At 39.6% G+C, this 23,472-nt stretch carries 18 protein-coding genes, 1 rRNA gene and 1 riboswitch; of the genes, 4 read left to right on the top strand and 15 right to left on the bottom strand.

Annotated features, from left to right (window positions below; all coding sequences use genetic code 11):
- Positions 1 to 101 precede the first annotated feature (101 nt).
- Positions 102 to 1,106, bottom strand: coding sequence for a LolA family protein (locus AC1DIV_RS25425; protein WP_048682041.1), 1,005 nt, complete (start codon positions 1,104 to 1,106; stop codon positions 102 to 104).
- A 242-nt stretch (positions 1,107 to 1,348) separates the two neighbouring features.
- Positions 1,349 to 1,699 (bottom strand): holo-ACP synthase, encoded by a 351-nt coding sequence (acpS, locus tag AC1DIV_RS25420; protein WP_053537119.1) that lies wholly within the window; start codon positions 1,697 to 1,699, stop codon positions 1,349 to 1,351.
- A gap of 108 nt (positions 1,700 to 1,807) precedes the next feature.
- On the opposite strand from acpS, the gene AC1DIV_RS25415 reads away from it, so the two are divergent.
- Positions 1,808 to 2,398, top strand: coding sequence for a rhomboid family intramembrane serine protease (locus AC1DIV_RS25415; RefSeq protein WP_340878339.1), 591 nt, complete (start codon positions 1,808 to 1,810; stop codon positions 2,396 to 2,398).
- 26 nt (positions 2,399 to 2,424) lie between these two features.
- Here the strand turns inward: AC1DIV_RS25415 and AC1DIV_RS25410 are convergent, their stop codons facing one another.
- From AC1DIV_RS25410 to cshA, 3 genes are all read right to left on the bottom strand, one after another.
- Positions 2,425 to 3,888 carry a PH domain-containing protein gene (locus tag AC1DIV_RS25410; RefSeq protein ID WP_340878338.1) on the bottom strand — a complete coding sequence of 488 codons (1,464 nt, stop codon included), beginning with the start codon at positions 3,886 to 3,888 and terminating at the stop codon, positions 2,425 to 2,427.
- Complete coding sequence (locus AC1DIV_RS25405) at positions 3,881 to 4,354, bottom strand: PH domain-containing protein (protein ID WP_048682031.1); 474 nt, start codon at positions 4,352 to 4,354, stop codon at positions 3,881 to 3,883. The genes AC1DIV_RS25410 and AC1DIV_RS25405 overlap by 8 nt, the downstream gene beginning before the upstream one ends.
- Positions 4,355 to 4,564: 210 nt before the next feature.
- The gene (gene cshA / locus AC1DIV_RS25400) at positions 4,565 to 6,064 is read right to left on the bottom strand and encodes a degradosome RNA helicase CshA (protein ID WP_048682025.1); all 1,500 of its coding nucleotides are present in this window, start codon (positions 6,062 to 6,064) and stop codon (positions 4,565 to 4,567) included.
- Positions 6,065 to 7,296: 1,232 nt separating this feature from the next.
- Between cshA and AC1DIV_RS25395 the strand changes: the two genes are divergently transcribed.
- Entirely contained in the window at positions 7,297 to 8,448 is a 1,152-nt protein-coding gene (locus AC1DIV_RS25395; protein ID WP_340878337.1) for a PP2C family protein-serine/threonine phosphatase, read from the top strand.
- A 49-nt stretch (positions 8,449 to 8,497) separates the two neighbouring features.
- Here AC1DIV_RS25395 and AC1DIV_RS25390 read toward each other — a convergent pair whose 3' ends face one another.
- The 3 genes from AC1DIV_RS25390 to AC1DIV_RS25380 form a co-directional block, all read right to left on the bottom strand.
- Positions 8,498 to 9,880, bottom strand: a complete 1,383-nt coding sequence (locus tag AC1DIV_RS25390) for a UDP-N-acetylmuramoyl-tripeptide--D-alanyl-D-alanine ligase (RefSeq protein WP_340878336.1) — start codon at positions 9,878 to 9,880, stop codon at positions 8,498 to 8,500.
- Between the two features lie 152 nt (positions 9,881 to 10,032).
- On the bottom strand, positions 10,033 to 11,115 hold the full coding sequence (locus AC1DIV_RS25385; RefSeq protein WP_340878335.1) for a D-alanine--D-alanine ligase: 1,083 nt from the start codon (positions 11,113 to 11,115) through the stop codon (positions 10,033 to 10,035).
- Between the two features lie 542 nt (positions 11,116 to 11,657).
- Positions 11,658 to 12,440, bottom strand: a complete 783-nt coding sequence (locus tag AC1DIV_RS25380) for a hypothetical protein (RefSeq protein ID WP_323599614.1) — start codon at positions 12,438 to 12,440, stop codon at positions 11,658 to 11,660.
- 328 nt (positions 12,441 to 12,768) lie between these two features.
- Between AC1DIV_RS25380 and AC1DIV_RS25375 the strand changes: the two genes are divergently transcribed.
- The gene (locus AC1DIV_RS25375; RefSeq protein WP_340878334.1) at positions 12,769 to 12,948 is read left to right on the top strand and encodes a hypothetical protein; all 180 of its coding nucleotides are present in this window, start codon (positions 12,769 to 12,771) and stop codon (positions 12,946 to 12,948) included.
- A 23-nt stretch (positions 12,949 to 12,971) separates the two neighbouring features.
- On the opposite strand, the gene AC1DIV_RS25370 is transcribed toward AC1DIV_RS25375, so the two are convergent.
- From AC1DIV_RS25370 to AC1DIV_RS25350, 5 genes are all read right to left on the bottom strand, one after another.
- Positions 12,972 to 14,234: a cation:dicarboxylate symporter family transporter gene (locus AC1DIV_RS25370; protein ID WP_048679924.1), complete on the bottom strand. Its 1,263-nt coding sequence runs from the start codon at positions 14,232 to 14,234 to the stop codon at positions 12,972 to 12,974.
- A gap of 173 nt (positions 14,235 to 14,407) precedes the next feature.
- Positions 14,408 to 14,555: riboswitch (cyclic di-AMP (ydaO/yuaA leader) on the bottom strand.
- 198 nt (positions 14,556 to 14,753) lie between these two features.
- Positions 14,754 to 16,013, bottom strand: a complete 1,260-nt coding sequence (locus AC1DIV_RS25365) for an efflux RND transporter periplasmic adaptor subunit (protein ID WP_340878333.1) — start codon at positions 16,011 to 16,013, stop codon at positions 14,754 to 14,756.
- A 14-nt stretch (positions 16,014 to 16,027) separates the two neighbouring features.
- Positions 16,028 to 16,690 carry a hypothetical protein gene (locus AC1DIV_RS25360; RefSeq protein WP_340878332.1) on the bottom strand — a complete coding sequence of 221 codons (663 nt, stop codon included), beginning with the start codon at positions 16,688 to 16,690 and terminating at the stop codon, positions 16,028 to 16,030.
- A gap of 128 nt (positions 16,691 to 16,818) precedes the next feature.
- Positions 16,819 to 17,712, bottom strand: a complete 894-nt coding sequence (locus AC1DIV_RS25355) for a diacylglycerol/lipid kinase family protein (RefSeq protein WP_340878331.1) — start codon at positions 17,710 to 17,712, stop codon at positions 16,819 to 16,821.
- Positions 17,713 to 17,845: 133 nt separating this feature from the next.
- Positions 17,846 to 18,724, bottom strand: coding sequence for a TetR/AcrR family transcriptional regulator (locus AC1DIV_RS25350; RefSeq protein WP_340878330.1), 879 nt, complete (start codon positions 18,722 to 18,724; stop codon positions 17,846 to 17,848).
- Between the two features lie 189 nt (positions 18,725 to 18,913).
- Between AC1DIV_RS25350 and AC1DIV_RS25345 the strand changes: the two genes are divergently transcribed.
- Positions 18,914 to 22,045: an efflux RND transporter permease subunit gene (locus AC1DIV_RS25345; protein ID WP_340878329.1), complete on the top strand. Its 3,132-nt coding sequence runs from the start codon at positions 18,914 to 18,916 to the stop codon at positions 22,043 to 22,045.
- 218 nt (positions 22,046 to 22,263) lie between these two features.
- Here the strand turns inward: AC1DIV_RS25345 and AC1DIV_RS25340 are convergent, their stop codons facing one another.
- A complete protein-coding gene (locus tag AC1DIV_RS25340; protein WP_048679905.1) occupies positions 22,264 to 23,103 on the bottom strand; it encodes a tyrosine-type recombinase/integrase in 840 nt (279 codons plus the stop codon).
- A gap of 256 nt (positions 23,104 to 23,359) precedes the next feature.
- A 5S ribosomal RNA gene (gene rrf / locus AC1DIV_RS25335) occupies positions 23,360 to 23,472 on the bottom strand; the annotation flags it as partial.

Here is a 23,472-nt window from a genome sequence, read left to right as displayed (position 1 = left end):
TCAAATAATGGGTTAAAAATGTCAACAAGCCGCTTCCCCGCCTATCCTACCCAGAAGAAACCTTCGTAAGGAGACGGGAAACATCAGCTTGTTATGTAATCCTATTTGACTGGATCTTCCCCAACCGAACGGGCGACTTCTATCATCTCTTCCTGTGTCAAATCCTTTGATGCTAGCATGTAATCGACACCTTCAAAAGTCCATGCAATCGTATTTCCCGTCATGGCACCGACAGTATAACCCAAATCAACAGGTTCTCCATTCACATTCGTCGAAACGGAAGTTTGGACTACCTCAGCTTTTTCCTGAACTAATGTAAAACTTTTTGTACCCTCATAGGTCAAAACGACACGTTCTCCCTTTTCCGTCGTAATTTCTTTTTCTTCCGTTAAATTCATATCACCAATATTTTCAGGGTATTTCACTGCAAACCCCTCATTTTGGACTTCTGCCATAACGGGAGCTTCAAGTTGTGCACTTGTCATGTTTTTCTTCATGTCGAATGAATCTTTATCAAAACTCGTATCGAATTTTACTTTTGAGAATTCAACAAGAACCAAAGCGGTCCTATCAGGGTCCATGACTTTTACACTGACTGGGGATAAATCCTTTTTGTTTATAGTAATCTCTTGAAATGGTAACATTTTATTGTTTTGGTAGCGCGTTTTCGTTTCAAAGACATAATGTTTATCCGTTTCTTTATATGTCGCACTTTTATCTTCCGTAATGTCTTTCACCAACGACTCGAACAAATAGGCCTGACTGCTGTTCTCCGGCCACTCGCTTTGAAATTTAAAACTTTTATTCAAAGCAGGCGTCAAAACATATACACCATCATCATTTTTCAAAATCATCTGGCTTTGATCTTTCTCTTCATTTTTCAGATTCACGCGGTAAAAAGAAGGGTCCTTATGCCAAATCTCCACATTATACACTTGAGGTTCCGTCCCCATCTTTAATGTCATCTTCGCGTTAGCTTTATATCCTTTCATTTCACCAAGCTTCTCATTCAATTCACTCACTACATCACTCTGCGATTTTTGGCCGCAAGCAGAAAGAGCAAGCAAGAGCATGATCCCTGCAAAAAGCATTACCATCTTCTTCATCTTTTCAACCCCTTTTTGTCATTTGAACGTAAAAGGGAGAGGAAAAGGCAGGATCCGGACATTGGCTCGACTGATGTCTTAAATTCCTCAGTATTTTAGACAGGACCATTTCTCGATCCGGCTAAAAACTTTTCGAGAGCACCTACTCTGCCATGTACCTTTTACCGGGCCTTGTCTCCCTATAGCACTAAATGTATATGAGACAACCTTAAGGTTTATGACCCGATTGGACAAAACTCCACTCACCCTTCAATTACGACTTGAGCAACCGCATAATCCCTGCTATGGCTAATCGAAAGATGGACCCCTTCAGAAAACGGCTTAGAAATCACCGGCTTTCCTTTATCATCCGAGATGATTTCAATATCCAAAAAGGATAAGTGTTTACCGATCCCTGTACCGTTCGCTTTTGAAAAAGCCTCCTTTGCCGCAAAACGCCCAGCAAAATACTCGACCTTCCTTCTTCCATTTAACTTTTCGAAAATCAAGATTTCACTTTCCGTCAATATACGCTCCTTTAAACGGGGTTGCCGATTAATCAATGTTTCCATTCTATCCAACTCAGTAATGTCCACGCCTATACCTTTAATCACTTTGACACCTCTTCTATTAATTTAATAAGTTGCATATCATTAGGAGGACTCTTTTACCTGAAAATGATAATATTGTATCTAATTAAAAACGATATATAGGAGGAATTTATGTTTACAAGAACAGAAAGCTTCCGCGAATATGCAAATTCTTATCGAGCTGTAACTGTGCTCATACTCATTATGATGCTTGTATTCGTTCTCGTCCTTTTCCCCGTACTTCCCGGCAATGTACTCTTTTATTATGGCACAGGTGTGAATTTATACATCGCTGATGGACAATGGTGGCGTTTGATCACCCCCATCTTTCTACATAGCACGTTTACACATTTACTGTTTAATGGATTCTCACTTGCCATCTTTGGTCCATTCCTGGAGAAATTACTTGGAGCCTTCAAGTTTTCAATCTTCTTTTTAACGACAGGGATCCTTGCCAATATCGCAACCTTCCTGATTAACCCACTGACATATAACCACGTAGGTGCTAGCGGAGCAATTTTTGGTTTACTCGGATTCTTTCTATATCTTGTACTGTTCAATAAAACCAATTTTACGAACAACGAAAGAAATACAGTATATACATTGACCGGAATTGCCATTATCATGACTTTCATCCAACCGCAGATCAACGTTGTCGGTCATTTGGCTGGAATGGCAACCGGCTTTTTAACAGCTCCATTATTCTTAAGAAAAAAATGGTAGGCCAAACAGCCGACTCTTCCTTTCAATCATTGGGAGTCGACTGCTTTTTTAGGTGAATACCATGATTTAATTATTAGGCAATCCTTTTCTTCCACATCAGCAACCATACCGACCCGGGAGGTAATTCCTGATTTAATCGATGCTGTAATGGTGGCTAATTCTTTTCGATTCTGAAACCAGCTTTTTTTATATGTGATTGATTGAATTCTGCTTCTCTGCATGATCAATGTTTGCTTCGAGAAAAAACGGCTGCTCAATAGCAATAAATTCCCTTCTATGCTCCAACCTGCATCTCTATATTGCATGTATGCCCAAAAAATCGCCAACGGTACAAGCAAGAAGGAAAGATAACCCCAAGGTCTGAAAAACCATACCAAGGCACCGATGATCGGGATGAGGTATAGAAACTTTCGAAACACATACCTGGAAAGTGCACGCTTGGGTATTGGTGTCATCTCCGTATCCGTTTCATAAACCGGTAAAATTTCCATGATTTTCTTCTGTAAATGCTTCTTCCTGATTAAAGGGAACAGCATGATGGAAAGACTTTCTTTATCTTCCATGCTCCCTCCCGCATATTCAATATAAACCGTCGCCAATCCCAATGGCTTTCGAATTAAATTCTCCATGATCCGGATACCTTGAATTTTATGGATAGGGATTGTCAGCCGTCTTTTCTCGAGAAGCCCCCTGGAAATAACGATCTCCTCATCCGTTTTTATCACGGTAAAGGAAGCGTATTTAATTACCATACTTAATGTGGCCAGCACATAAACCGCCAATAAAGCCACAAGGGCAAACAAGGTCAGAATGAAGGTCCCCATTTCAATAAAATCTTCATAATCCTTAAATATTCTCTCAAAAGGTATCATTTCATCGAACTGTGAAATAAAAGCGACTGCCCCGGATAGGAAGACACCTACCGCTCCCGAAGTGGCAGCCATAGCGAATAACTGCGGCAGCGTCTGCTTAAAAACGGAAGATGATTTTGCTGCGATTTCATTATCCGCGACTTCATCTTTATCCCTATCAAATGGGTTATACGCATTTTTTTCCTCACTTATATAAGCATTGATTCGATCCGCATCACTTTTGCTTATGGCTGATAATACGGCATCCGCCTGAGACCCGCCTGCCGTTTCAATATTCAGCTTCACCAGGCTGAATACCCTCTGGATGATGCCCTCTGATATATCTATGCTATGAATCCGATCAAACTTTATATACCGTTTCTTCCTTACCAATACCCCGGACTCAATTCTGAATTCGCCCTCTTCTATCCGATATGTAAAGCGTAACCATTGCAAGAATGCATTCCCTATAATCAAAAGTATAATAATGGCAATGACCAGCGGTTGTATCCATCCGGGAATTCCTTCATTCTTCCCAGGAATGACGACCACTAATAAAAAAGGGATGACTAACTCCTTAATCGATTTAATGATGTTAAGCAATACAGCTATGGGGTGAAGCCTTTTAGGATCAGACATCTTCTTCCTCCACACTTGCCATTCTCGAAATATAATGCCGCAATTCATCTGCCTCTGCAAGGTCCAAGGCAGGGATAACATGAAGAGTAGCTGCAGTGGAAATTTCAACGGAGGCTAAATCGTATTTTCTTAATAATGGCCCTTGCTTCGTTTCAACATGCTGAACCCTTATCATGGGTATGAGTGTTCTTTTAATGACGAAAATACCACTTTGGATATCAATTTCAGTATTTCTTACTTCGTAACGCCATCTCTTCCATTTAACCGACGGAATCAGAAAGATGGCCAGATAGGATTGGATTATCGAAATTAGGACCAACGCGCCAATCACCCAATATGTCCAATCAAAAATGATTGTAAGCACGAGTACGGCGATGCTTATAATCCAGGTTATTGAACAGCTTATAAGACCACTGATTTTCCATACGGTTAAGGCCTTATTCGATATACGATTTTCAGGTTCCATGTGCTTCTCCTCTTCCGGACAGGTAATGCTAATTGAATCATCATCATCCATCCTTGCTTTCATCCATTATACTATATTTAAATACTGGAAATTAACCCCTTTTCAAACAAAGGCTGTGAGCATTCCATCCAAAAACCGCGGATACCTTCATGAAGAGTTGGAGATGCACATAAAAAAATGCCGCTCAAATGAGCGGCATTCCCAATTCAATTAAATCTTATTAGTTTTTTCTCTTTTTTGGCTCGTGCTGCGGTTTCCGTAACCATTCGATTTACGGTTCGTGCTTGGGCGTTTCCCTGATCCGCTGCCGTAATCTTTTCTGCCTGAAGAACTGCGGCCATTGCGCTGTCTGTTGCCAGAAGATCCGCTTCCTCCGCGATTGCGACGCATTGGAGATGGAGATTCTTCCGTTAACTTGATAGGCGTTTGATCCGGTTCTTTTGTCATTGATTTAAGCATGGCTGCAACTAAATCCGCTGCGCTATGTTTTTGTAATAACTCTTCCGCTTGACCAAGATATAAAGTTAAATCCTCATTCTCGATTGTATTAAGGATTTTTTCCGTTACTGCTTTTTGTTGACCTTCCAACGCTTCAGTTAACGTAGGAGTCTTAAGTTTCTCCATACGTTTTTTCGTTGTATGTTCAACTGCATGCAGTTGGCCTCTTTCTCTTGGTGTTACAAACGTAATGGCTATACCATGTTTACCCGCACGTCCTGTACGTCCAATACGGTGAACGTAGCTTTCCGGATCTTGAGGGATATCAAAGTTGTATACGTGAGTAACGCCGGAAATATCAAGTCCACGTGCAGCAACGTCAGTAGCAACGAGCACATCGATGCTGCGGTCTTTGAACTTTTTCAATACAGAAAGGCGTTTTGCCTGGCTAAGGTCACCATGAATGCCTTCAGCCATATAACCGCGGATATTCAATGCAGATGCCAATTCATCTACACGGCGTTTCGTACGTCCGAAGACGATCGCAAGATCCGGTGTTTGAATATCGAAAAGGCGTGCAAGTGTATCGAATTTTTCACTTTCTTTTAACTCCAAGTAATATTGTTCGATACGATCCACTGTCATTTCTTTTGCTTTTACACGTACAAGAACTGGTTCTTGCATGAATCTTTCAGCAATTTTACGGATCGGATCAGGCATTGTAGCTGAGAAAAGCAATGTTTGCCTTTCATCAGGAACCGTTGAAAGGATTAATTCAATATCCTCAATGAATCCCATGTTAAGCATTTCATCCGCTTCATCAAGAACTACAGTGTGAACTCCGCCTAATTTAATATTTTTACGTTTGATATGGTCTAAAAGACGACCAGGCGTACCAACGATAATATGTGGTTTTTTCTTTAAAGCACGGATTTGACGGTCGATGTCTTGTCCACCATAAACTGCAAGTACACGAGCACGTTTTCCGTAACCAAGCTTGAAAAGTTCCTCGGAAACTTGAATGGCAAGCTCACGTGTAGGTGCAATGACGATCCCTTGCACGTTTTCGTTATTGATATCGATGTTTTCCATCAATGGAATACCGAATGCTGCTGTTTTACCTGTTCCTGTTTGCGCTTGACCGATTATATCTTTACCTTCAAGTGCTAGAGGTATCGTTTGGGATTGAATCGGGCTTGCTTCCTCAAATCCCATTTTTTCTATTGATTTCATGGACGTTCTATCTAATCCTAATTCGCTAAACAATGTCAATGTTTTCGTACTCCTTTTTATATCGTAAATTTACACGTGCATTCATGGATCATGCACAGATGTTTTAGTTCAAATCCTCATCATCATGACGGATGTTCTTCTTTATCTCTTAATAAAAAGTTTATCATTATCACCTAAAAGTATGTCTGCCTTTTAGTTCAAATGAACTCAATATGATTTTTTAAAAAGGAAATATACCAGTACGGACATTCACTGGCATTTTTAATTTCGCGCACGTGTAAACTTATCATTAACCTACGCTCATCTTTTTAAAAGTACATGTAACCAAAATTAAATTCAATATGGAAAATTAAAAGTAGCATAAACGGTGTTTGACCGTTTTATTCAGGTGAGGGCTGCTGCACCTATTATTCATCAAACTTAAAAAGGCTGGATGAACAAAACTTGACGAGAGCCAAGATTCTTATACAAAACAGGCCCGGTGCGTTGAGGATTTGCAGAAGTGGAAAAGCGCTAAAAATGCGGCTTGATTCCCTAATAGCTACTAAAGCCGCCAAGAGATGCAGCTTTTATATATGACCAGACGCGCGGCCTATTTAATCTAAAATAATCTCAAGAATGAACTCATGAAACATGTAAGAACATACAATTTTGTTGCCTCAACCTGATTAATTTAAATAATCATCAATGATAAGACATTTAAACTCATACTCATATTACCATTTTCAAACTGTTAATGCAATAAAGGATATCGCCCCATTCAGAGTTACTAAAACTTTGGATCGTTTCAAAAACGGTGAAATTGGATATCACCACCAGATAAATGTACAGCTGATTTATTCAACAGAATTACCTTAGTTACTATAACCTATCATGCGTAAGTGGATTCAGACTGGAAACGACAGTTGGCTTCAGGAATCCAGTTGGGAGGATTTCAGTAACCTATTCCTGTTTTAAAATAACGGTTTGGGATAAACCATTCCAGACCACTTACTATATCCATGTGAATTTTTCACAAAACGAACATCCATTTATATATGATATGAGTTTAAATCAAATAGTTTCAACAAACCTTTTTGAGGAAGGATTAAATCTAATGATAACACCCTTCCACGGTTGCCCCCGTTGGAAGAAAGGGCTTATCATGATTGAATTTCCAGGTATATGGGATCATTCATTTTTCCGAAAATTACATCTTTTTGTCTAAAAATTATAGTAAATACGTCTAAATGCAGTATGATTGACCTATCAACAAATCAACGGGGGGTTATATGAACATATTCACAATAGATGTTCCTTTATGTAAGGATTTTGGTCGAATCTTAAAGAAAATGAACAAGAAAGTCACTTTTTTGGAGGATCCACTCAACCAAAGTCATCTATTCGAAGATTCATCGGACTTAATGAAATCATTATTTATTTTGCCTTTACACATATCAAAAGATTCTTGGCAGCAAACTTCTTTATTCGCCTTAGCTGAATCTCACGAAATCCCTATCTTATTCATTTACAAACGCGCTTTAGGAATGGATCCCCCTCAGGCCTTACCGGAAAAGACCTTTTATGAAACCATGGCAGTCCCTGCCGATTCAGTAGAAGTCCGGATTAAATTAAAGTCACTCAAAAACATCAGCATGCAATTGTTTTCGGCAAAACTGAAGGGGCAAGAGCTTGAAAAGATACACCAAAAATCGGCAAGGAGCCTGCGAATTGCAAAGGGCATTCAACTTTCAAGTTTACCTTTGTCGATCAATAATGAAGATATAGAGATCAAAGGCCTTTTTCAGCCTTCGAGTGACCTTTCTGGGGATTTATTTTACTGGGCGGAGGTTGATGACAGGATATACGGCTTCATCATGATCGATGTATTTGGAAAAGGCATCCACACAGCCCTTATAAACATGTCCATAAGGGCTGTGATGCCCGACCTTATCAAACGGGTAAAAGACCCCATTTACATAACAGAGGAACTGGGCAAACATATTCGGGACCTATTTCAAGGAGTTAATCGGCAAAACAAAAAACATGCTCGTATTACAGCCTTCATCGCATACGTGAATACAAAGGATCGACTCATAGAATATGTGAACTACGGACTTCCTTCAGCCTTTTTGTATTCCCCATGCACCAACCAAATTCTCAATTTAAACAAAGGGGCCACCCCAAGCGGACCGATCCCCGAATTGCCCATGAAAAAAATAGTCTTTCATTATGAACCAGGAAGCCGATTCATCATCTATACAGATGGACTGTCTAAAACGCCCACACCTTCCGCCATTGACCGATCTGACAATATCGAGAGGGAATTCATTGAAAATGTCCATCTCGATACAAATGACCTTCTTCAGAAGCTATTGGTCTCAAGGATGAGGCATTCAGTGATTAACGATGACATCTGCATTATAGCCGGGACACTGTTTTAAACACAATAAAAAAGGCCGTTTCAAAAAGAAACGGCCTTTTCTTTATTTTTTATTTTTGTAGAGCTTGAACGACTTCCTCCAGCTTCATGCCCCTGGAAGCTTTAACAAGTATGATGTCATTTTCCTCTGTGGACGACTTAAGTTCCTCTATAAGCTCCTGCTTATCTTGAAAAGGGCGAACCTGCTCCGATGAAAAAGACTTGCTCGCTCCCTTGGCAATAAACTCGGCTAAAGGACCATATGTGAAAATCTTATCAATCCGCTCATTGGAAATCAATTCACCAATTTTCGTATGAAAGTCTTTTTCCTGCGGCCCTAACTCCAACATATCTCCCAATACAAGAATCTTATTCTCGAATCCAGATAAGCCCTCAACCAACTCCACTGCCGCCTTGACTGAAGTTGGACTGGCATTATATGCATCATTGATGATTTTCTGCCCTTTTGCGCCTTCAACCAATTCCATCCTCATATTAGTTAACTGAATGGCCGATAGGCCTTTACGGATCGCCGAATCATCTACATTGAATTCTTTAGCAACCAAGATGGCAGCCAACGCATTAAGAACATTATGATGACCTAAAACAGGTATCTCATAACCGATTTCCTTATCACCGCTTGCGATTGTAAACGTGGTACTGTCTGCCCCTTGGCTAATGGCCTGTGGATATAAATCATTTTGTTCCGTACGTCCAAAAGATATTACGTTTAAATCAGGAAAATCCTTTTTGATCCGATTGCGAAGCAATGGTTCATCACCATGATATATCAGCGTTCCATCTTTCGACAAACCTTCGACAATTTCCAACTTCGCATTCGCGATTTCCTCGCGTGATCCTAAATCCAATAAGTGTGATTCACCGATATTGGTAATGATCGCTACATCAGGCTTTGCCATTTTGGATAAGAACTCGATTTCACCGCGACTGCTCATTCCCATTTCCAAAACAGCCGCTTCCGTATCCTCTGCCATAGAAAGCACCGTTAACGGCAAACCTAAATGATTATTGAAGTTTCCATTTGTTTTATGAACCTTATAGGCAGTGGCCAGCAGCGCAGCGGTCATATCTTTCGTAGTGGTCTTACCGTTGCTCCCTGTTATCCCAATGACTTTTATATTCAACTCCTGGCGGTAAGAACGCGCCAATTGCTGAAGTGCTTTCTCAGTGTTTTCGACAATAATTATCGGTAAATCATCAGGAGGATTCGGAACATCCCTTTGCCAAAAGGAAGCTGCAGCCCCTTGCGCTAAAGCCTGCTTGACATACTGATGGCCGTCAACCTGCTCACCCTTAAGCGGAATGAACAAACATCCTTCCTTAACCGTTCTTGAATCGATGGTAACCCCATTAATTCCTTTGGACTGGAATGGACTGATATCATTCAATCCCTCTGCCATTTCATGTACTTGTTTTAACGTTCTCTTTATCATTTTGTTCCTCCTACATTCATCGAACCGTTGATCGCTCTCCGTTAACCAAACGAAGCAGAAACCAGTTTAAATCGCACCGGTTCCTGCTGATTGGAATCCATCAAATCAAGGCTTGATGGATTGTGGAGTTTACTGATACTTTACCTGCATGATCAAACTGTATATTTGATTTGTTGTTTTTCCTGATGACGTTCCAAGGCAAGTTTCACGAGTGTTTCAATTAGCGCTGGATAGTCGACACCTGTGTGCTTCCACAATAACGGAAACATGCTGAATGGAGTAAACCCAGGCATTGTATTCACTTCATTAATATAGATTTGCCCCAAATGCGTCAAGAAGAAATCTGCGCGAACCAATCCAGAGCAATCCAATGACTTAAAGGCAGTAATGGCCATTTCGGATAAAGCTGCATACTCGCTTTCCGTTATCTCCGCCGGAATGACCATCGCTGAATTACCGTCTACATATTTTGCTGAATAATCATAGAAGGCAAAATCTTTCTTAGGGATGATTTCGCCTGCCACTGAACAAGACGGTTCATCATTACCAAGAATACCAAACTCGAGTTCACGAGCAATGACCCCTTCTTCAATGATGACCTTCCGATCGAATTGAAAAGCTTCCGCTACCGCTTTTTCCAGTTCATCAGCATCATTACATTTGCTGATACCGACACTTGAGCCTAAATTGGCAGGTTTGACAAAACAAGGGTACCCCAAATCATCCGCTACCTTTTTGATGGCACTTTCAGTATTCTTCTCCCATTCAGAACGGATGAACCAAGTGTATTTCACTTGAGGAAGTCCCGCCTGGGCAAAAATGTTTTTCATGATGACCTTATCCATTCCTGCTGAAGAAGCTAAAACGCCATTCCCTACATAAGGAAGGTTCAACAGTTCCAGCATCCCTTGTACGGTTCCATCTTCTCCATTCGGTCCGTGAAGCAATGGGAAAATTACGTCATACCCTGTTGATTCACTATTTTCATCAGTTGAATGTGCTTGCAAGGCAAGAGGCGAGCTCGATTTTTCCGGTGAAAATGTCAATGCCTCCACGTTCTCGGCAGGACCTGTTAACTTTGGTCCATTAATCCATGAACCATCTTTTGTTATGTAAATCGGATATATATCAAACTTTGCTAAATCGAGAGCTTTAATGACCGCTAAAGCCGTCTGCATAGAAACCTCATGCTCCGCAGATTTTCCACCATAAAGCAAACCAAGTTTAGTTTTCATGAGTTATTACCCTCCAATATTCTTTTAACCATGTTCATTGTATCACTTTACACTAAAACGGATAAAGCGAAACTTCCATCATTGAGGCTTTTCCAATGATGGTTAGTTGAGCCAATCGGGCATTTACAGGCTGTTGGCTCACCACATTTCTTTTTCATTACATTTGTCACCGAGCATCCTTACAGCCTGTTAATGCGGGGTAAAGCGAAACTTCCATCATTGAGGCTTTTCCAATGATTACTATTTTGCAGAACACAGGATAAAACCGCCACATCCTGTGGCAACTCCTGTGCTAGCACATCCTGTGCGTCGCAATCGGGCATTTACACGCTGTTGGTTCAACACATTTCTTTTTCATTACATTTGTCATCAGGCTTCCTTACAGCCTGTTAATGAGGGGTAAAGCGAAACTTCCATCATTGAGGCTTTTCCAATGATTACTAACTTACTGAACACAGGATAAAACCGCCACACCCTCTCTTATCTCTTATGCATGAGACGGTAAGTCTTACACCTAAAAAGTTCAAGGAATTCAAATAAAATTAGGAGGATGGTGTATTTTTAATAACACTTTCCCAAATCTTCTCTTTTCGATTGAAGATAATAAATGCATCGGGCTCCTTACTATCTCTATCCGAAAAGGAATCATGCATCTCATCCATGTTTAAATAATCCCCTACGACCCATGCCGGTATCTCAATTTTCGTTCTAGTATACTTAACATCCCGAAAGGAAAAAACGAGCCCCTCTGCCAGAATATGAGCCAAAGAAGCAATGATTTCTGCAGGAATCGCCGTCAGCTCTTTTTTCTTTCTGATTCCAAGCCACGTCCTCTCTACTTTTAATGGCTCCAGCTTTAGCGGAATCAGACTTCCTAACATCATATAATATGTCGAAAGAGAACGAAAATAAATTTTATTGAACCAGCCATCATCCTGGGCAAGGTACACAAATTGGTTATTCAATTTACGGAAAAACGGGGGATCCAGATGGGTTTTAGCATGTCCTAAATATAAAAGTTCCGCTATTTCCCTTCCATCCAATTCATCCAGCCCTTCCGTTTCTTCAAAATCGATCCAACAGAAATCTCCATATGCCCGGACATTTTCTTTAACGAGCTTCGCAATAGCTTCAGATGAAGCGCTCTCAAGCAGGACATTCAAATTGTATTCCCCACCATCGAATTGATGTTTCAATAATAAGATCGAATCCAAGGTATACGGAAGCGAATTGACGAATTCACGAAAATTGAGTCCATTAAAAAGGACAAACCGTTCGGAAGCCTGCATATACATGTATAAGATATCATTGCTATCATTCTTCATAACCTGACCCCCTCCGAGCTCTCAATCAATAATGTTATTTTATCAAACTTTTGGAGTTTCACGTAAGTTATATAACCCCAATATTAATCATCATCTGCATCGTTTAAATAACATGAATCAAAATCCATTTTAACCAATAGGAAAAAATATAGAATTCGAAGAATGGATCATGAATGGTTTTATCATTCATTCACTCATTTCATGTGGCCGCTCCCCTTTATGCTGATGATCCCCAGCGCAAAATACCCGACATTAGTCAAATCAACGTATTTTTAAGCCTGAAGGTAGTTTCATTTCACAACACATGACCTTCTGGGAGGAAGAGGAAATGATTTGGTTTTGGGGTAAACAAGATGAAAGGCTTTATGAATTTGGGGGTATTTTGACATCCGGGAAGACGCGTCAAGAAGTAGTTCCCTCCATAACACCTGAAGGAAGCAGAGTTTTACAGTCATCGAGAAAAATTAAGGAAGCGCTTTTTCATTCAATAAAAAAAAATCCAGAGTGACATTTCACTCTGGATTTTTTGTATCAAGAAACTTGTTGTTCTAGTTCTTTTTTGGAAGGAGGGTTGAATTGACCTTCCCATTTAGAGATAACGATTGCCGCAAGTGAATTACCAATAACGTTTACCACTGTACGTCCCATATCAAGAATACGGTCGATACCGGCAATAAATGCAAGACCTTCAATAGGAATACCGACAGTTCCCAATGTCGCTAAAAGAACTACGAAAGATACACCTGGTACACCCGCAATCCCTTTGGATGTGATCATTAACACTAGCATTAGCGTGATTTGCTCATACATGCTTAAATCGATTCCATACATTTGAGCGATGAAGATAGCTGCTAACGCTTGGTATAATGTAGAACCATCAAGGTTAAAGGAGTATCCAGTCGGAATAACAAATGTAGCAATATGTTTCGGACATCCCGCTTTCTCCATTTTTTCCATGATTTTCGGAAGAACCGCTTCTGAACTTGCAGTAGAGAAAGCAAGAATCAATTCTTCTTTTAGAAGTTTAATCAAAGTAAAGATATTGAATCCTACAAATTTTGCAATAAGACCCAGAATGACAATTACAAAGAAGATCATTGTTCCGTAAACAGAAAGCGCTAACTTTCCTAATGGAATTAAAGATTCCAAACCGAACTTGGAGATAGTCACACCGATTAGTGCAAATACACCGATAGGAGCGAATTTCATGACCATGTTAGTTAGGTAGAACATTCCTTCAGCTACACCTTGGAAGAAACGGAATACTGGTTTACCCTTTTCACCGATGGCCGCAATACTTAGTCCAAACAACACGGAGAAGAAAATTATCGCTAGCATATCGCCTTCTACCATGGCTTTAACTGGATTGGATGGCACGATGTGTACAAGTGTATCTACGAACGATTCATGCTGCTTAGTTTCTGCTGTATCAACATATGTGGAGATATCAGTTTGTTCCAGGTTATTCATATTCACACCAGCACCAGGCTGGATGATATTCGCTGAAATTAAACCAACAGCAATCGCTATCATAGTTACGACAACAAAGTATGATAATGATTTAGCACCTAGTTTTCCTACCGCTTTCAAGTCACCTACACCGGCAACTGCAACGATAAGGCTGGATACGATGATCGGCACTACGATCATTTTAATCATTCGTAGGAAAATGTCTCCGAATGGCTGTAAAAAGCTTTGGGCCGACTCATTACCATAAAAAATGGCACCAACGATAATCCCTAGAATTAAACCAATGAAAATTTGGCTAGCTAAACTTAATTTGAATTTCTTCATTTACTTTCCTCACCTTCCATAAAGTCTTTGATGCAAAAACATTTTTGTCTCGGTAAGGGAAACAAGATACTAATAAAAAGAAAGTAATTTTTCTTTTTTTGAAAAACTCTGTCTTTACGCCGAAAAAAAAGACACTTCATGTGTCGATTTCTTATTGGCGTGAATATTCACACATGTTCCCTTAAAGACGCTGACGAGGTTAGCTGTCGGGTTAGGAATTGGAAACACAAATGCCCTTTCATTTCTGAATTCACCCCTAGCGGATAAAATCCACAAAAATGGGTCCCCCGTTCTTGGAATAAGATTAAGCGAGTTAACTTATAATAAAATATTATACTAAAAATGATAATCTGTAAATATTTATTCGCATCAGTTCTAGAAAAAATCTTTTAATATGTCTGAATATTCTGCATTAAAGGCTGTTGTATCTATAATTACGCTTCCCGATTTTTAATCAAATAAGTTATATCGATATAATTAATTCCTAATTTAACATCACCTCTCTTGTGAAAAAAGCGGTTATTTTTCCAGAATGCCAAGTAACAGATATCTTACTTTTTCCCTAGAGGTGAATTTTTTATAAGTTCCAGCTTTCACTTTTTCAAATTGAATCGGGGTAATAAAATAAGAATGGTTCTTCACTGCCGCATTCGGCTTCAGCAGGATGACGTCACCTACAGACGGTCCCTTTATGATTTCTTGCTTCCCTTCAGCCTTAAGACCTTTTGTAATGTAATGTTTATCCACATGGCCTTTATTAGTCAACTTGTAAATATAAGGCTGCTTTTGGTATTGTACGGCCTCTATCGGAATGGAGGGTACACCGGCTTTCTCATTGGTTATTACAGTAAGATTCACTTTCGATCCCACTAACAAAGGTTCCGTTTCTTCGCCTTCCGGTTCGATTAAAGCCTGAAATGGAAATCTGTTATTTTTTTTTAATGATGGCTCTTCAGCGGGATAGGAATGGATACGGCCTATCTTCCCTTTCAATGCCTTTTTTGAAACAGAGGAACTTGCTTTTATAGTCATGCCCACTTCAGCCTTTTTCATTTCCTCTTCGGAGAAATCCCCTTCAATTGCCATATTTGTCGAAACAATGGATATAATGGGATTATTCAGGTTTTTATTGATATTTTTAACGACACCATCAGCCTCGCTCGTCGTTACAATTGCATTGGACTGCTCCTCAATCGAACTTAATTTAGCATCAAGCATTTTCACTTTTTCATCCAACCTGTTTTTTTCTAGTTCCTGCTTGTACATTTCTTGCTCAATGTTACTTTTAATAAGATCTGAAGAGCTTGTCGTTATATCAATATTCAAGTTCTTTTCCACCGATTCATCAATTGCCGCTTCAGGTTCACTGATCACGGTCCCCTGATAAGACCTCAACTTCCCTATGTATTCCTCAATCCCTGCAATTTCCCCCTCCGCGGCCGTTTTCTCCGCTTCCAAATTCGCTTTAAGCGCATCAAGTTCGGTCGTCGTATACTCAAACAACGAGGAGCCAGCCGTAATCGCATCGCCTTCTTTTACAAGGAATTTCTTAAAATCATTTTTCTTGGCATCAAAATAAATATCATACTCTTCTACTGGTTTAATTACCCCATTTGTTTGAATAGTATCCGTAATTGTATCTTTTTTTACCTTAGTCCAGTTTTCAACGAAAACCGTCCGTTCCACTTTGCTTTCTTTTTTTTCAATAAGGTATAAGTTAACGGTTATTAACACTATCGACGCAATGGAGACCGTCGCTATTTTCCATTTACCGCTCATTCATTTCACCCGCTTTATACAAATACGCCTACTTGGATGTATCCTAAAAAGGCTTTAACAAACCATGTGGCCAAATACAATAGAACAATCATTAAAAGGACCATATAATTATTACGTTCTGTAAATTCCTTTAAATAAAAATATTGCAGAGCAATAATAAGAAATTGAAAAATGGTAATTTCGCTGAAAAAGTGAATGAAATAATCACTTCTGAGAAAATACTGACTGATGATCCCCAATGAAAAAGGATTGGCATCGCTGCCTAAATCCATTAAAACGAATAAGGGAATCAATAATGTTTTTTCTATTAATTGCAAGCCAAAAAGAATCATTTGAACGATAACTAATTTAATATAGGGGATATCAGTAACGATCCAAAAGAATAGAGCTGCTAAAAATATGTATATGGAAGGGTCGATTATTCCTGTTATTATATTGCCGCTCAAAATCAGCAACTTTGCTGCTTCGAATTCATTGGCGCTCATCTTCGTGATTTCTTTGGAGAATGATTCTGAACCAATGCCAAAATATCCCCCAACGGCGAATACTATAAGACTAAGAAAATATAAAACTATTAATTTCAATCCAAGCTTTGTGACTGCCTCTGCATTTTGCAGCTGATAACGACTCCGATAAGGCTCTAAAATGCCCTTTAACAATCCGACCTGGTACACCATAATTGGTCCTCCTGCAAAAAATGATATATCATCATACATTTTATCCTATTTTGGAAACAATTGCAGAAATAAGGAATGAATATACAAAAAAAACACATAAGCCTTTTCCTTCAAATGTAATCCTCATACTAATTTGGTGTTAATACTGACAAATGGTGGGCAAGGACTTTAATGCGCGAAGGAGTTTGTCTATAGTTCTCTCCATCCATATCCACATCAAGCGGCCTCTTGGATTCAATAGTCAAGGTACCTGCTTGTAAATAAGTCACCCCAGAGTCAGAACTCATATTTTCAGTCCATGAACGTTTCATCGCTATTATTTCTAAAAATGCACCAAGGCTTGCATTTTCCAAGATGGCAACGCCAAAGAGCCCATCGTCTGGACTAATCATGGGGAAAGGTAATAAATTAGTGCCGATAAAACAACCATTCAAGACCAAAATCATAACGGCTTCCCCTTCAATGAAATTCCCATCATATTCTAGTTTATAGGAAAAGGGAGCATTCTCACCAATCGTCCTTACAGCGCTTAATAAATATCCTATCTTTCCGAACCTGCTTTTTTCCTGCTCATCAATATTGTTTGAAGCATCTGAAATAAGTCCCACTCCCCAAAAATTGGAAAAATAATCGTTATTGGACTTCCCAATATCAATTGGACGAACCTTGCCATTTACTAATGCTTCCGCAGCTTGACGAACTTTTTGAGGAATCTTTAATGTCCTGGAGAAGTCATTGCAAGTCCCTCCAGGTAAAATCCCAAACAACGGCCGCCTCTGAAGGGGTGAAAGGCCATTTACACACTCATGTACCGTTCCATCTCCTCCCAATACGAAAACTACATCCATTTCTTCACCATATTCCAAACAATAACGGCACGCATCGCCTTTTTGCTTGGTTTGTAGAATGAGAAACTCATCAATATGTGGAGCTAATACCGGAAGACAACCCTCTAGATTCCTTTCGAGTTTATCTTTCCCTGCATTTTTATTATAAATCAGCATCCCTTTTTTCCATCGCATGATTCTTGCCCCCATATCATTGAAAGAATGGTCTTCTTCCCATCACTTTTTACTTTTTCCTAAACCTCCGTTTTTAACACTCATTAAAAATTCAAATGAAAAAGAGGCTATTCGCCCCCTTTCAGTAAAGCCTTCATATATACAACAAATAATCCTTCATCATTAAGATAAGCTTTGAACACAAGGGACTTCTTTTTTCATTTTTTTCCAAAAATAATAAAAGGCTTTCCAAGATGATGGAGCTCGGCCTAACTTTTGAAAATTCTTCCTGGAGCGCTTTTAAAGCTTCCGTATTTTTACGTGTTTCCATCCCCTCTTCTTTACGTGTTTCCACTTCCAGCATCCTGGCGATAATCGAATGGATTTCTTCTTTTGGGCTCATATCCCGCATCGAGCAACCTGGTAGGGGAAATTGTTTCAATAATGGATCTTCCATGTTTTCCAGACTTGTGACAATGGAATCCATCCGGTTCAATATGAAGCTAGGTAACAATTCCACATCGAAAGCATTTTGTTTCCTGATCAATATTCCGATATATCCTTTGAAAAGCGAATCTAAAATAATGGTGCAATCGGGTAGAAGATCAGATGAAAGCCCCGGGTATAACTCAATGATTTTACGCTTGAACCAAATCAAGCCCTCTTCATGGATATGATGTAAAAATCCATCTAGTTCCTTGCTGATATGAACCATTTGTTCCTGCATCATCATTTGAATCAAGTTGGTATTTCCCGTCATATGCTCAATGTGAACAGTGATCTGCCTCATGAATTTGTCTTTACTGGACAATGAAGCATCCAGTTCAAGATCAAGTAATGAGTCTGTCAACGCTTCATAATAAAATTTAAAAATGGAGACTAGTAATTCCTCCTTCGATTTAAAATAATTATAAAAGGACCCTTTTGCTATCCCGCATTTTTCAACAATTTCCTGAACCGAAGTTGCATGATAGCCTTTCTCCGCGAAAAGCTCTACAGACTTATCTATGATCATCTTATTTTTTTCTTTCATCAAATTCATCCTATCTCTTAAAATTGTCCATTGGTGACCAATGGGTCACATCTTCCAAATTGTATCCCAAAACCCTTGAAATCACAACGTTAACACTAACGGATATTATCTGTTGCAATCATAATCCATATACTATATATTTGAGTTTGTGACCGACTGGTCACAATTTTATGTATGGAGGGTACAAGCTTGAATTCAATAATTAAATTTTCATTAAAGAATAAATTGGCAATCTGGTTGCTTACCATCATCATCGTTGCAGCTGGTTTATACTCCGGTTTAAACATGAAACAAGAAACCATACCAAGCATCTCCACTCCTTTAATAAGCATCTCCACTGTTTATCCTGGAGCTGCACCTGAAGAAGTAGCAGATAAGCTCACCGACCAGATTGAGCTAAAAGTAACAAATTTGCCAGGAGTCGAATTAGTCAGTTCTTCGTCCATGGCCAATGCCTCTTCCATCCAATTACAATATGATTATGATACGGATATGGACGATGCAGTAAAAGAAGTGAAAGAAGCTTTAGAGAAATTGGAACTGCCAGAGGGAGTAGATGACCCGAGCGTATCTAAATTAGAATTAAACGCTTTTCCTGTCGTCGCACTCAGTGTAACAGATAAGGCTTCTGATTTACCAGCCCTTACAAAAAATGTCGAAGAGGTGTTAGTACCTAAACTTGAAGGAATTGACGGCGTGACATCCGTATCCATTTCCGGACAGCAAGTAAATGAAGGCAGCCTTGTATTCGACCAGGACAAGATGGCTCAATACGGGCTCGATGAAGAAACCGTAAAGAAGGTTATCCAGGCCGCAAACGTCAGTATGCCGCTTGGCATATATAACTTTGATGATAAAGAGAAAACGATCGTTGTGGATGGAAACATTTCCACATTAAAGGACCTGAAAAATATAAAGATACCTTTAACCGGCGGCCCGCAAACAGGAGCTCCAGCACAAACTGGACAGGAAACCAATCAATTATCTCCTGAAATGGCAACAGGTCCTGCCCAAATGCAAAATGTGAAATTATCAGACATTGCCGATGTTAAAATCACCGGTAAGGCTGAATCGATTTCAAGAACAAACGGTAGCGAATCGATTGGAATTCAGGTTACAAGATCACCTGATGCCGATACAGTTGCAATCGTCGACGAAGTAAATGAAGAAGCATCGAATTTCAAAGAAGAATTTAACGGGGTAAGTGTACACACTACTCTCGATCAAGCTAAACCGATTAAAGATTCTGTTGAAACCATGATCAGCAAGGCACTCTTCGGCTGTCTGTTTGCCGTCATTGTTATCATGCTATTCCTTAGGAACTTTAAAACGACTCTCATTTCCGTCATTTCGATTCCATTATCCCTGTTAGCAGCCCTTTTGGTGCTCAAACAAATGGATATTTCATTGAATGTCATGACACTTGGGGCCATGACCGTTGCGATTGGCCGAGTCGTCGATGACTCCATTGTCGTCATAGAAAATATTTATAGAAGAATGGCGTTAAAAGGCGAACAATTAAAAGGCGGCGAATTAATACGATCTGCCACTAAGGAAATGTTCATCCCCATCCTTTCATCGACAATCGTTACTGTAGCCGTATACCTGCCTTTAGCAAGCGTTACAGGACCTGTCGGGGAACTATTCATGCCATTCGCCTTAACAATGGTGTTTGCATTAGTCGCTTCATTAATAATCGCCATCACACTTGTTCCGGCAATGGCAGACACTTTATTTAAAAAGGGACTATCTAAAAAAGAATTACAATCACATGAAGAAAAGCCAAGCAAACTATCAGCATTCTATCGAAAATCACTGGATTGGTCGTTAAACCATAAGCTAATCACTTTCGGTACAGCCATTGTATTATTAGTTGGAAGCTTATTCCTAATCCCAAGCATCGGTGTCAGCTTCATGCCTGCAGATGAAGAAAAAACAATCATCGTAACTTACACTCCCGCACCTGGAGAGTTAAAAGAGGATATTGAAAAGCAAACAGAAAAAGTGGAAAAATACTTCATGGATAAAGACGATGTGAAGACCGTTCAATACACACTTGGTGAAAGCATGATGGGCGGCGGCATGATGGGCGGCTCGAGTAACTCGGCTCTCTTCTATGTACTCTATGACGAAGACACCGAAAATTTCGGGGACAAAAAAGAAACCGTCATAAAAGAATTAACTGAACTTGATTCACCTGGAACATGGAAACAACAAGATTTCACATCAACATCAAGCAACGAAACCACTCTATTTGTTTACGGAAATACACAAAAAGATATTGAACCGGTAATTGATGATATTCAAAATATCATGAAGAAAAACAAAGATTTAAAAGATGTTGATACAAGTCTTTCGGATGCTTATGAGCAATACACTCTAGTGGCAGACCAAGAAAAGCTAAGTGACCTTGGACTGACAGCTGCACAAATTGGCATGTCCATTGCCAATACGAATAAAGATGATGCTTTAACTACCATTAAGAAAGATGGAGAAGAAGTCAAAGTATATGTCGAGACAAAAGAAACGACATTCGAAGACAAAAAAGATCTAGAGAATACGAAAATTTCTTCTCCAACGGGAATGGAAATCCCATTGAAAGAGCTTGTGAAAATCGAAGAAGGCAAAGCTTCCGATACAATCAGCCGCCGCGATGGAAAAATTTATGCCGACGTGTCTGCAACAATCAAATCGGATGATGTGGCCGCAGTGACAGCTGAGGTACAGAAGGAAGTTGATAAATTAGATCTTCCTGCAAGCGTATCTATAGACTACGGCGGAGTGACGGAAGATATCCAAGAATCATTCACTCAACTTGGTATCGCTATGTTAGCGGCAGTTGCTATCGTATACTTTGTCCTAGTCGTTACTTTCCATGGTGGTTTAGCACCAATAGCCATTCTCTTCTCCTTACCATTTACGGTAATCGGGGCATTGGCAGGGCTATTCATTGCAGGTGAGACCATCAGCGTTTCGGCAATGATGGGTGTCCTGATGCTTATTGGTATCGTCGTGACCAATGCCATCGTATTAGTGGACCGTGTTATCAAGAATGAAGAATCCGGGCTATCTACCAGGGAATCTTTACTCGAGGCAGGATCCACCCGTCTACGCCCTATCCTGATGACTGCCCTTGCCACAATCGGCGCTTTAATACCTCTGGCAATCGGTGCGGAAGGCAGCGGATTAATATCACAAGGTTTGGGAATTACCGTTATCGGCGGACTGGTGAGTTCTACATTGCTAACACTTGTAATAGTGCCGGTAGTATATGAAGTTATAATGAAAATAGGTAAAAAGAAGAAAAAAACAGTTAAGTAACGAAGAAAAAGAAAAGCGGATTCCTGATATAAGGAGTCCCCTCTTTTTTGATTCAACAATGCATCAATATGTTCGGCCCTTTTGACTGAACTATATTCCTTTTCTTTCAACCTGTCCCGTCTCTTAAGACAAAACGTCCTATTCGTCATTTCCAAGGAAATCTGTTTGTTTAAACAAAAAAAAGGAAAGATCTCGCTTCCCCTTTTAATTTCTATATATTAGTGTTTGGTGAAAGTTTGATCTATCGCATTTGCCAGATCCAGAGATTTTTCTTTTAGATAACGCTTCGTTACGTTTAAATCTTTATGACCGGCAAGCTTGGATATCGTTTGTATATCTATTCCATTATCCACTAACCTTTGACAAAAAGTATGTCGCAGTTTATGCGGATGCACATTGTATTTTTTCAATATATATTGAACTGACCTCGGAGTGATCCTTTGATTATAGCTTGAGATGAATAGCGGATCTGCTTTTTCTTTTAAAGACAAAAGATAATTTTGTACATGTTGTATTGCCGATATCGTAAGGGGTACGGATCTGTCGATTTCACCTTTTGCGTTCCGGACAAGTATATAATTACGCTCTGTTTCCATGATGACATCACGGCCATTTAAGTCACATAATTCGGAGACACGAATTCCAGTATGTAACAAAAGGTAGACGATGGCAATATTCCTTAGATTTCCTTCTGCTTCTATATCTCTTAATAGTATCTGCTGCTCATTGAGGCTTAAAGTTTCAGGTACCTCAAGCTTGTGCTCCTTAACTTTACGTTCCACAGAAAGCATCACTTGCGGTTTGCCTAAAAATTTAAAGAAGACATTTAATGCGATATAGTGTTTTTCGATTGTCCCTGGGCTTTTCTTGCAATTTTCTAAATAATCAAGATAACCCTGAACATCTTCAGAATGGATCTCCATCAATATCTTTTGTGTCTGGTCACAAAACTGTGAAAGGACACCAGTATACGTTTTGATCGTATTAGCTGATTTGCCTTGGTCTCTCAACCATTCAGCAAACGAAAAAATCATTTCATCTTTAGCAGAGGTATCCATCGGCTATTCCCCCAATGACAGTTTCAGAACTATGTTAAGTTTAACATATATCCCTACAGAAACGAAGAATTCTGTCCCTTTGTCTTAAACTGATATGGATAAGACAGATAGCTGTAGAAATTCAGATGCATTAATAGTATGTCCTACCATTTACCCTGCATATAACTTTCTTTAAGGTCTTTAACAGGTTTAAATAATAAGTACTGAAGATAACGACCTCAAAAAAGACCAGCCGGATGGCTGGTCTTTTCAAATGGCTTGGCGGCGTCCTACTCTCACAGGGGGAAACCCCCAACTACCATCGGCGCTGAAGAGCTTAACTGCCGTGTTCGGAATGGGAACGGGTGTGACCTCTTCGCTATCGCCACC

It is taken from the genome of Peribacillus sp. 05N428, from assembly GCF_056397085.1.
The sequence above is the reverse complement of the archived record's forward strand: the minus strand, read 5'-3'. Positions and strand labels throughout refer to the sequence as shown.

Coding starts and splice junctions, on each gene's coding strand:
- AC1DIV_RS25365 (WP_340878333.1), bottom strand. CDS start 16,013: ATGAGCGGTAAATGGAAAATAGCGACGGTCTCCATTGCGTCGATAGTG.
- AC1DIV_RS25405 (WP_048682031.1), bottom strand. CDS start 4,354: ATGGAACCTGAAAATCGTATATCGAATAAGGCCTTAACCGTATGGAAA.
- AC1DIV_RS25350 (WP_340878330.1), bottom strand. CDS start 18,724: ATGAAAGAAAAAAATAAGATGATCATAGATAAGTCTGTAGAGCTTTTC.
- AC1DIV_RS25375 (WP_340878334.1), top strand. CDS start 12,769: ATGATTTGGTTTTGGGGTAAACAAGATGAAAGGCTTTATGAATTTGGG.
- AC1DIV_RS25380 (WP_323599614.1), bottom strand. CDS start 12,440: ATGAAGAATGATAGCAATGATATCTTATACATGTATATGCAGGCTTCC.
- AC1DIV_RS25390 (WP_340878336.1), bottom strand. CDS start 9,880: ATGATAAAGAGAACGTTAAAACAAGTACATGAAATGGCAGAGGGATTG.
- AC1DIV_RS25410 (WP_340878338.1), bottom strand. CDS start 3,888: ATGTCTGATCCTAAAAGGCTTCACCCCATAGCTGTATTGCTTAACATC.
- AC1DIV_RS25355 (WP_340878331.1), bottom strand. CDS start 17,712: ATGCGATGGAAAAAAGGGATGCTGATTTATAATAAAAATGCAGGGAAA.
- AC1DIV_RS25340 (WP_048679905.1), bottom strand. CDS start 23,103: ATGGATACCTCTGCTAAAGATGAAATGATTTTTTCGTTTGCTGAATGG.
- AC1DIV_RS25370 (WP_048679924.1), bottom strand. CDS start 14,234: ATGAAGAAATTCAAATTAAGTTTAGCTAGCCAAATTTTCATTGGTTTA.
- AC1DIV_RS25425 (WP_048682041.1), bottom strand. CDS start 1,106: ATGAAGAAGATGGTAATGCTTTTTGCAGGGATCATGCTCTTGCTTGCT.
- AC1DIV_RS25395 (WP_340878337.1), top strand. CDS start 7,297: ATGAACATATTCACAATAGATGTTCCTTTATGTAAGGATTTTGGTCGA.
- AC1DIV_RS25415 (WP_340878339.1), top strand. CDS start 1,808: ATGTTTACAAGAACAGAAAGCTTCCGCGAATATGCAAATTCTTATCGA.
- AC1DIV_RS25385 (WP_340878335.1), bottom strand. CDS start 11,115: ATGAAAACTAAACTTGGTTTGCTTTATGGTGGAAAATCTGCGGAGCAT.
- AC1DIV_RS25360 (WP_340878332.1), bottom strand. CDS start 16,690: ATGGTGTACCAGGTCGGATTGTTAAAGGGCATTTTAGAGCCTTATCGG.